Below are 7,361 nucleotides of genomic sequence, written 5' to 3'. Positions count from 1 at the left end.
CAAAACCCCACAGGTAATCCTGTGGGGTTTTGTCTTTGTATAGTGAGAACCCATGCGTAAATGGTAGCGGCGTTGTTTGCCCTCATGTGCGTAGAGCGGTTCCGTTGCTGTACTGAAGCAACGCTGAGGTTGTACCCCGGCAGTATCCGGACCGGTCTTCGGACAAGTCTGCGGCAGTAAACCAAGATTCGAGCGGCTGATGCAGTCGGCAGCCGCTCAAGCAGTTACGCTTGACGACCATAGCAAGGTGGTACCACTCCTTCCCATCCCGAACAGGACAGTGAAACGCCTTCGCGCCGATGATAGTGGACGGACGTCTGTGAAAGTAGGTCATCGTCAGGCTTTTATTCCGCAAAACCCCACAGGTAATCCTGTGGGGTTTTGTCTTTGTATAGTGAGAACCCATGCGTAAATGGTAGCGGCGTTGTTTGCCCTCATGTGCGTAGAGCGGTTCCGTTGCTGTACTGAAGCAACGCTGAGGTTGTACCCCGGCAGTATCCGGACCGGTCTTCGGACAAGTCTGCGGCAGTAAACCAAGATTCGAGCGGCTGATGCAGTCGGCAGCCGCTCAAGCAGTTACGCTTGACGACCATAGCAAGGTGGTACCACTCCTTCCCATCCCGAACAGGACAGTGAAACGCCTTCGCGCCGATGATAGTGGACGGACGTCTGTGAAAGTAGGTCATCGTCAAGCTCTTACCCCTCAAAGCCCCGCCGGTATCCGGCGGGGCTTTGTCTTTGGGCGATGACTGATGGATATCACCGGGAATCCTGCTCAGATTCGGCTCGTCATTGGACTGCCGAGAGAGGCCTTCGCTTGGCAGTCAACCAGGCTGCAAGCCGCGCCAATGCTGAATGTGCCCAAATAACAACGCCCGTGGGCAGGGGGGCTTTGTGCGGTAAGATTGACCGAGTCAATTCGTTGGAGCGTTATCGTGAGTGATACCCAGACCCCCGTGCCCGGTACGAAATTAGATCTGCGCACGTTGACCCACGTGGCTTACGGCTTGTTTGCCTTGGGCTTTTTGACGAGTGGAATTCTGGGCATCGCGACCTTGGCTGCCGTGGTGCTGATGTATCTGAAGCGCTCGGAAGCCGCCGGCACGGTTTACGCCGCCCACTTCGACTGGATGCTGCGCACCTTCTGGTGGGCCATGTTGTGGCTGGCCATCAGCGGGATTGCCGTGTACATCTTCATTGGCTGGATCGGCCTGATCGCGACGGTGGTGTGGGTCCTGTACCGCCTGATCAAAGGCTGGCTGGCATTGCTGGAAGGCGCCGCGCCCACGACTTACACCTGATTTCGTATCCGTTGTGGCAAAGCGAGAGGCCGGCGAGTTCGCCGGCCTTTTTCATGCGCCTTTGTCCGAAGGGCTAGGACAGGACGACATAGGCGGCGACGACAAGCATCGATACACCGAAGACCGCCGCCTGGATGCGAACTGCCCTGGGTGCATTGGAGGGGCTTGCGCCAGGCGCCAGGACCTGCGCGAACATGACCACGATCAGCGAGGGGATTTCCGGGTTTAACGCCCGTTCATTTCAGGACGACGCGGAGCTGCGGGTGTTCATGCAGCGTGCCGTGTGAGTTTCACGCAGGCCGCTGTGGAGCTCTGCGTTTTGAACCCACTATCCTGGTGTGGATTTGCGGGTGACGAGTTCCTTGCCGCTCTGGAGCAGCGATGACACTACTGCATGATCAACCCCGCTAGGGGTGCAGCAATGGTGCGAGCATGCGGAGGTGGCGCTGGACCTGTCGCAGGGCGCCGTGTTCAATGATGCGGCATTGGTATTGCAGGCCGCGGTCGACGGGCAGGGCGTTGCGTTGGGCGCGCTTGATGCGCGCTCGTAAGCGCAGCGTCCGGAAGGTGCTGCATTCCGAGAGCGCGGTTGCTTGAAGAGGCGCGCCAATCCTAGCGTTCAGCCCGATGGGGATCGAAGGGAACTGCCAAAGAAGAATACGGAAGGGGAATGCCATGTCCGCGGAACGCGGAGCCGGCTTTCGCGCGGGAGATGGAGCTTGCGCGAGGGAGGGGGTGCTAGCCCGGCGGAGAGCCAGGGCGTCGCGACAATCCAAGAGGCAGGGACGTACGGGGTACGCCCTTTGCCTGCTTACTTCAGATGTGCGTTGACCAGTTTGGTCAGTTCGAACATCGTGACCTGATCCTTGCCAAAGATCGGACGCAGCTTGGCATCGGCGTTGATGTTGCGCTTGTTGCTGGCATCTTGCAGGTTGTGCTTCTTGATGTATTCCCAGATCTTCTTGGTGACCTCGGTACGCGGCACGGCTTCCGAGCCGATGACAGCGGCCAATTCGGCGCTGGGGGTCAGGGGCTTCATGAATGCAGCGTTCGGCTTGCGCGCGGTCGCGGGTTTGGAGGTTGTGGCCATAATGCGGCGCTCCTTCTCTGGCTGTTGGAAAAATTGTCCTGCGGCCGGAGCATAACGTGTCTCTCTCGTAAAGACAAAGGCATTTATCCTCTGTAGCAACTAAAATGCACAGACTGTCCCCCCTACCACGTCATTCTGTAACCTCCTATGTACGCACGATCTCCTTTGGAATCAATTCGCCTGTTTCATGACGAATTGACGGCGCTGCGGCGCGATTTGCATGCACATCCCGAGTTAGGCTTCGAGGAAGTCCGCACCTCCGGGATCGTGGCCGGCGCGCTGGAGGCGCTGGGCATCGAGGTGCATCGCGGCATCGGCAAGACGGGCGTGGTGGGTGTGATCCGGGGCAAGCGCTGCGACAGTGGGCGCATGATCGGGCTGCGCGCCGACATGGATGCGTTGCCCATGACGGAGGACAACGACTTCGGCCACAAGTCCACCAAGCCGGGCCTGATGCACGGCTGCGGCCATGACGGCCATACCGCCGTATTGATCGGGGCCGCGAAATACCTGGCGCAAACGCGGAATTTCGACGGCACGGCGGTGCTGATATTCCAGCCGGCCGAAGAGGGGCGCGGTGGCGCCCGTGCCATGCTTGAGGATGGCTTGTTCGACACGTTCCCGTGCGACGCGATCTACGCCTTGCATAACTGGCCGGGCCTGCGCCCCGGCACGATCGGCATCAACCCGGGGCCGATGATGGCTGCGGCAGACCGCTTCGAGATCCAGATCACGGGCCGTGGCGGCCACGGCGCGCACCCGTATCAGACGATTGACCCCGTGACGATCGCGGGGCAGATCATCACGGCCTTGCAGACCATCGTGTCGCGCAATGTGAACCCGCTGGATTCGGCGGTAGTGTCCATCGGGTCCATGCAGGCCGGGCATCCGGGCGCAATGAGCGTGATCCCGCGTGAAGCCAAGTTGGTGGGCACGGTGCGGACGTTTCGCAAGTCGGTCCAGGAAATGGTCGAGACCCGCATGCGTGAACTGGTTACGGCGATCGCCGGCGCGTTTGGTGGTTCGGCCGAGCTGATTTACGAGCGCATCTACCCCGCAACCTTGAACACGCCGCAGCACGCGAATCTGGTGGCCGACATCGCGACCGAGATGATCGGCAAGGAAAACGTAGTGCGCGATCTGGTACCGTCGATGGGTTCCGAGGATTTTTCGTTCATGTTGCAAAGCAAGCCCGGTGCGTATTTCCGTCTGGGCCAAGGCGGCGCCGAGTCGGGCTGCGTGCTGCATAACTCGCATTTTGATTTCAACGATGCCGTCATTCCCCTGGGCAGCGCGATGTTTTGCGCGCTGGCAGAACGGGGCATGCCGCTGGCAGATTAAGAAGCTTCCATGTCTACTCCCAACACGAATCAACTCACGATCACCCGCCCCGACGATTGGCACCTGCACTTGCGCGATGGCGCGGCGCTGGAAGCCGTGGTGGCGGATACCGCGCGCCAGTTCGCGCGCGCCATCATCATGCCGAACCTGAGGCCGCCGGTGACGACCACCGAGCAGGCGCTGGCCTATCGCGGCCGGATCCTGGAGGCATTGCGCAAAGCCGGTGGCAACCCGGGCGCCTTCACGCCGCTGATGACGCTTTATCTGACCGACAACACCTCGGCGGAAGAGATCTTCCGCGCGCACGAGTCGGGCCAGGTCTATGCGGTGAAGCTGTATCCGGCCGGGGCGACGACCAACTCCGACGCGGGCGTCACTGATTTGCTCGGCAAGTGCGCGAAGGCGTTGGAGGCCTTGGAAAAGTGCGGCATGCCGCTACTGGTGCACGGTGAAGTAACCGACCCGGCGATTGATGTGTTCGACCGCGAGGCGATTTTCGTGGAGCGCGTCATGAAGCCGCTGCGCCGCGCGTTTCCGGCTTTGAAGGTGGTGTTCGAACACATCACGACGAAGGAAGGCGCGGAATATGTGCGCGACGCCGAAGGGCCGATCGCGGCGACGATCACGCCGCAGCACATGCTGTACAACCGTAATGCGATCTTCCAGGGCGGTGTGCGTCCGCATTTTTATTGCCTGCCGATCTTGAAGCGCGAGACGCATCGCCTGGCGCTGGTCGAGGCCGCCACGAGTGGCAGCCCGCGGTTTTTCCTGGGCACCGACAGTGCGCCGCACGCGCGTGGTTTGAAGGAACATGCGTGCGGCTGTGCCGGCTGCTACACGGCACTGCATGCGATGGAGCTGTACGCGACGGCGTTTGAAGCGGCGGGCAAACTGGATAAGCTGGAGGGTTTTGCCAGCTTCCACGGCCCGGACTTCTATGGCCTGCCGCGGAACACCGGCACGTTGACCTTGCTGCGCGAAACGTACCAGGTGCCGGACGAGCTGGAATTTGGCAACACGACGCTGGTGCCGCTGGCGGCTGGCGAAGCGCTGGCCTGGCGCGCCAAAGTCTGAACAACCGATGCGCCGGAAGCGGCGCGTATCGGCGAATAACAAGCGGGGGAGCGGCTGTGCGCCGTTCCCCCGTTTTTTTACCGCGTGATGAAAGCGCTCTATATATAGAGGGCGACGTCAGCGGTTGACATCAGAGCGTGCCATCAGAGCGTGCCGTCGCGGCGCGCTTCCAGCAATTCCCAGCGGGCGAATCGTTCTTCGAGTTCGCTTTCCAATTTGGCGAGTTCGCCATTGATGCGATCGACTTCGGCGGGGGCATCGCGGTAAAGGCTTCCGTCCGCCAGTTTCCCGGCCAGTTCAGCCTGCTTCGCTTCCAGGGCGGCGATGGCGTCGGGCAAGCCTTCGAGTTCGCGCAAGTCCCATGCGTTTATCTTGGTCGCCTTGGCCGGCTTGGATTTCGCGACCTTGCCACGCGCGGCGCTTTCGTCGACGGGCTTGGCGTCGGCGTCCGCATCGGCGGCGTGGGCCGGGCGGGCGGCGGGGCGCTGGGCAACCCATTCGTCGTAGCCGCCGACGTAGTCGCGCCACCGGCCTTCGCCCTCGTAGGCGATGGTCTGCGTGACGACGTTGTTCAGAAACGCGCGATCATGGCTGACAAGGAGTACGGTGCCGGCGTATTCCTGGAGCAGTTCTTCCAGCAGTTCCAGCGTTTCGATGTCCAGGTCGTTGGTGGGTTCGTCCAGCACCAGCACGTTCGCGGGGCGGGCGAACAGGCGCGCCAGCAACAGGCGGGCGCGTTCGCCGCCGGACAGGCTGCGCACCGGGGAACCGGCGCGGGCGGGCGAAAACAGGAAGTCGCCCAGGTACGTCATGACATGCTTGCGGGTGCCGCCGATTTCGACCCATTCGCTGCCCGGGCTGATGATGTCGACGAGCGAAGCGTTTTCGTCCAGCTGCGCGCGCATTTGGTCGAAGTAGGCCACCGCCACGTTGGTGCCCCGGCGCGTGGTGCCGGTGTCCGGCTGCATTTCGCCCAGGATGAGCTTTAGCAGGGTGGTCTTGCCGGCGCCGTTGGGGCCGATGATGCCGATACGGTCGCCGCGCAGAATGGTTGTGGAGTAGTCGTCCACCACGATCTTGTCGCCGAAGGTCTTACCGACATGTTCAAGTTCGGCCACGAGCTTGCCCGAGCGCTGGCCTTCCGCCAGCGCCAGCGAGACGTCACCGATGCGCTCACGGCGCTCGGCGCGCTGCACGCGCAGGCTTTCCAGGCGGCGTACCCGGCCTTCATTGCGGGTGCGGCGGGCTTCGACGCCTTTGCGGATCCAGACTTCCTCTTGCGCCAGGAGCTTGTCGAAACGGGCTTGTTCCAGGCGCTCGGATTCCAGCCACTGGGCCTTGCGCTCTTGCCACTGGGAGAAGTTGCCCGGGAAACTGAGCAGGCGGCCGCGGTCCAGTTCGACGATGCGAGTGGTAACGGCGTCCAGGAAGCGGCGATCGTGGGTGATGATGACCGCGGCGCCGCGCCAGCTGCGCAGCATCTCTTCCAGCCAGGCGATGCCGTCGAAGTCGAGGTGGTTGGTGGGTTCGTCCAGCAGCAGGAGGTCGGGCTCTTCGACAAGGGCGCGCGCCAGGGCGACGCGCTTGCGGGTGCCGCCGGACAGGCCGGCGATCTGCACGTCAGCGGGCAGGCCCAGTTTTTCCAGTATGGCGCGCACGCGCGAGGGGCGTTGCCAGTCTTCGTGGTCGCCTTCCACGTTGCAGACGACATCGAATACCGTGGCGTTTTCGTCCAGCTCGGGCTCTTGTTCGACCGTGGCGACGCGCAGACCCGAGCTGCGGGCGATGTCGCCGTCGTCTGGAAGCGTTCTGCCGTCCAGCAACCTCAGCAGCGACGACTTGCCCGCGCCGTTGCGGCCGATGAGGCCGATGCGCTCGCCGGCCTGGATGGCGAAGTCGGCGTGGTCCAGCAGCGGGTGGTGGCCATAGGCCAGCTGGATGTCGGTAAGAGTGATGAGAGTAGCGAGGGCCATGTATCGGGTCGTTTTTGCGGCGTCTAAGCGGATCAGGGCGTATTGTCGCAGGAACCCCGCAAGCCCGTTTGCGGGTGGTCGGCGCATCCCCTTGGCGCTGTCGTGGGGGACGGAGCGGCAACCTGTAATAGAATAGCCACCGCAAGGCGGGTCGGGCGATCGCGGTGGATGCGAATCCATCGAGGAAGGTCCGGACTCCATAGGGCAGGGTAACGGCTAACGGCCGTCCGGCCGCGTCCTCGGGCGCGGTTGAGGAATAGGGCCACAGAGACGAGACTGCGGCGCGGGCGTGCTTGCACGCACAGATACGGCCATCTCCGTGTCTCGCCATTCGGCAACGAAGGGCGGCATCGCAGGGTGAAACGCGGCAACCTCTACCCGGAGCAACATCAAATAGGCATGCGTGCGGCCCTCGGGTCGCGAAGGGCGGCTCCGTCCAAGCATGCGGGTAGGTGGCTAGAGCGGCTCAGCAATGATCCGCGCAGAGGAATGATCGTCCGCCAGGGAAACCTGGTGTACAGAATCCGGCCTATAGACTCGTCTTGCATCGAATTCCCACTCGCGAGTTGGCCAGGCTTGACG

General features: G+C 62.4%; 6 protein-coding genes, 2 rRNA genes and 1 other RNA gene. 7 read left to right on the top strand and 2 right to left on the bottom strand.

From position 1 onward, the window contains the following. Positions 1-229 precede the first annotated feature (229 nt). From rrf (ACE039_RS11950) to ACE039_RS11935, 4 genes are all read left to right on the top strand, one after another. Positions 230-342, top strand: a 5S ribosomal RNA gene (rrf, locus tag ACE039_RS11950). A 239-nt stretch (positions 343-581) separates the two neighbouring features. After that, positions 582-694, top strand: a 5S ribosomal RNA gene (gene rrf, locus ACE039_RS11945). A 241-nt stretch (positions 695-935) separates the two neighbouring features. Continuing rightward, entirely contained in the window at positions 936-1,301 is a 366-nt protein-coding gene (locus ACE039_RS11940; protein ID WP_199196724.1) for a DUF4870 family protein, read from the top strand. Between the two features lie 413 nt (positions 1,302-1,714). After that, positions 1,715-1,852 (top strand): hypothetical protein, encoded by a 138-nt coding sequence (locus tag ACE039_RS11935; RefSeq protein WP_485822453.1) that lies wholly within the window; start codon positions 1,715-1,717, stop codon positions 1,850-1,852. 260 nt (positions 1,853-2,112) lie between these two features. On the opposite strand, the gene ACE039_RS11930 is transcribed toward ACE039_RS11935, so the two are convergent. Then, entirely contained in the window at positions 2,113-2,391 is a 279-nt protein-coding gene (locus ACE039_RS11930; RefSeq protein ID WP_006217453.1) for an SWIB/MDM2 domain-containing protein, read from the bottom strand. 147 nt (positions 2,392-2,538) lie between these two features. Here ACE039_RS11930 and ACE039_RS11925 point away from each other — a divergent pair, with 147 nt between their 5' ends. Beyond that, positions 2,539-3,732 (top strand): M20 aminoacylase family protein, encoded by a 1,194-nt coding sequence (locus ACE039_RS11925; protein WP_105555531.1) that lies wholly within the window; start codon positions 2,539-2,541, stop codon positions 3,730-3,732. A 9-nt stretch (positions 3,733-3,741) separates the two neighbouring features. Continuing rightward, positions 3,742-4,806 (top strand): dihydroorotase, encoded by a 1,065-nt coding sequence (pyrC, locus tag ACE039_RS11920; protein WP_105555530.1) that lies wholly within the window; start codon positions 3,742-3,744, stop codon positions 4,804-4,806. Positions 4,807-4,949: 143 nt separating this feature from the next. Here the strand turns inward: pyrC and ACE039_RS11915 are convergent, their stop codons facing one another. Then, the gene (locus tag ACE039_RS11915; protein WP_485822452.1) at positions 4,950-6,779 is read right to left on the bottom strand and encodes an ATP-binding cassette domain-containing protein; all 1,830 of its coding nucleotides are present in this window, start codon (positions 6,777-6,779) and stop codon (positions 4,950-4,952) included. 143 nt (positions 6,780-6,922) lie between these two features. On the opposite strand from ACE039_RS11915, the gene rnpB reads away from it, so the two are divergent. Beyond that, positions 6,923-7,327, top strand: an RNA gene (gene rnpB / locus ACE039_RS11910) — RNase P RNA component class A. Positions 7,328-7,361: the final 34 nt, after the last annotated feature.

The sequence above is a fragment of the Achromobacter maghribensis genome (assembly GCF_057334215.1).
The sequence above is the reverse complement of the archived record's forward strand: the minus strand, read 5'-3'. Positions and strand labels throughout refer to the sequence as shown.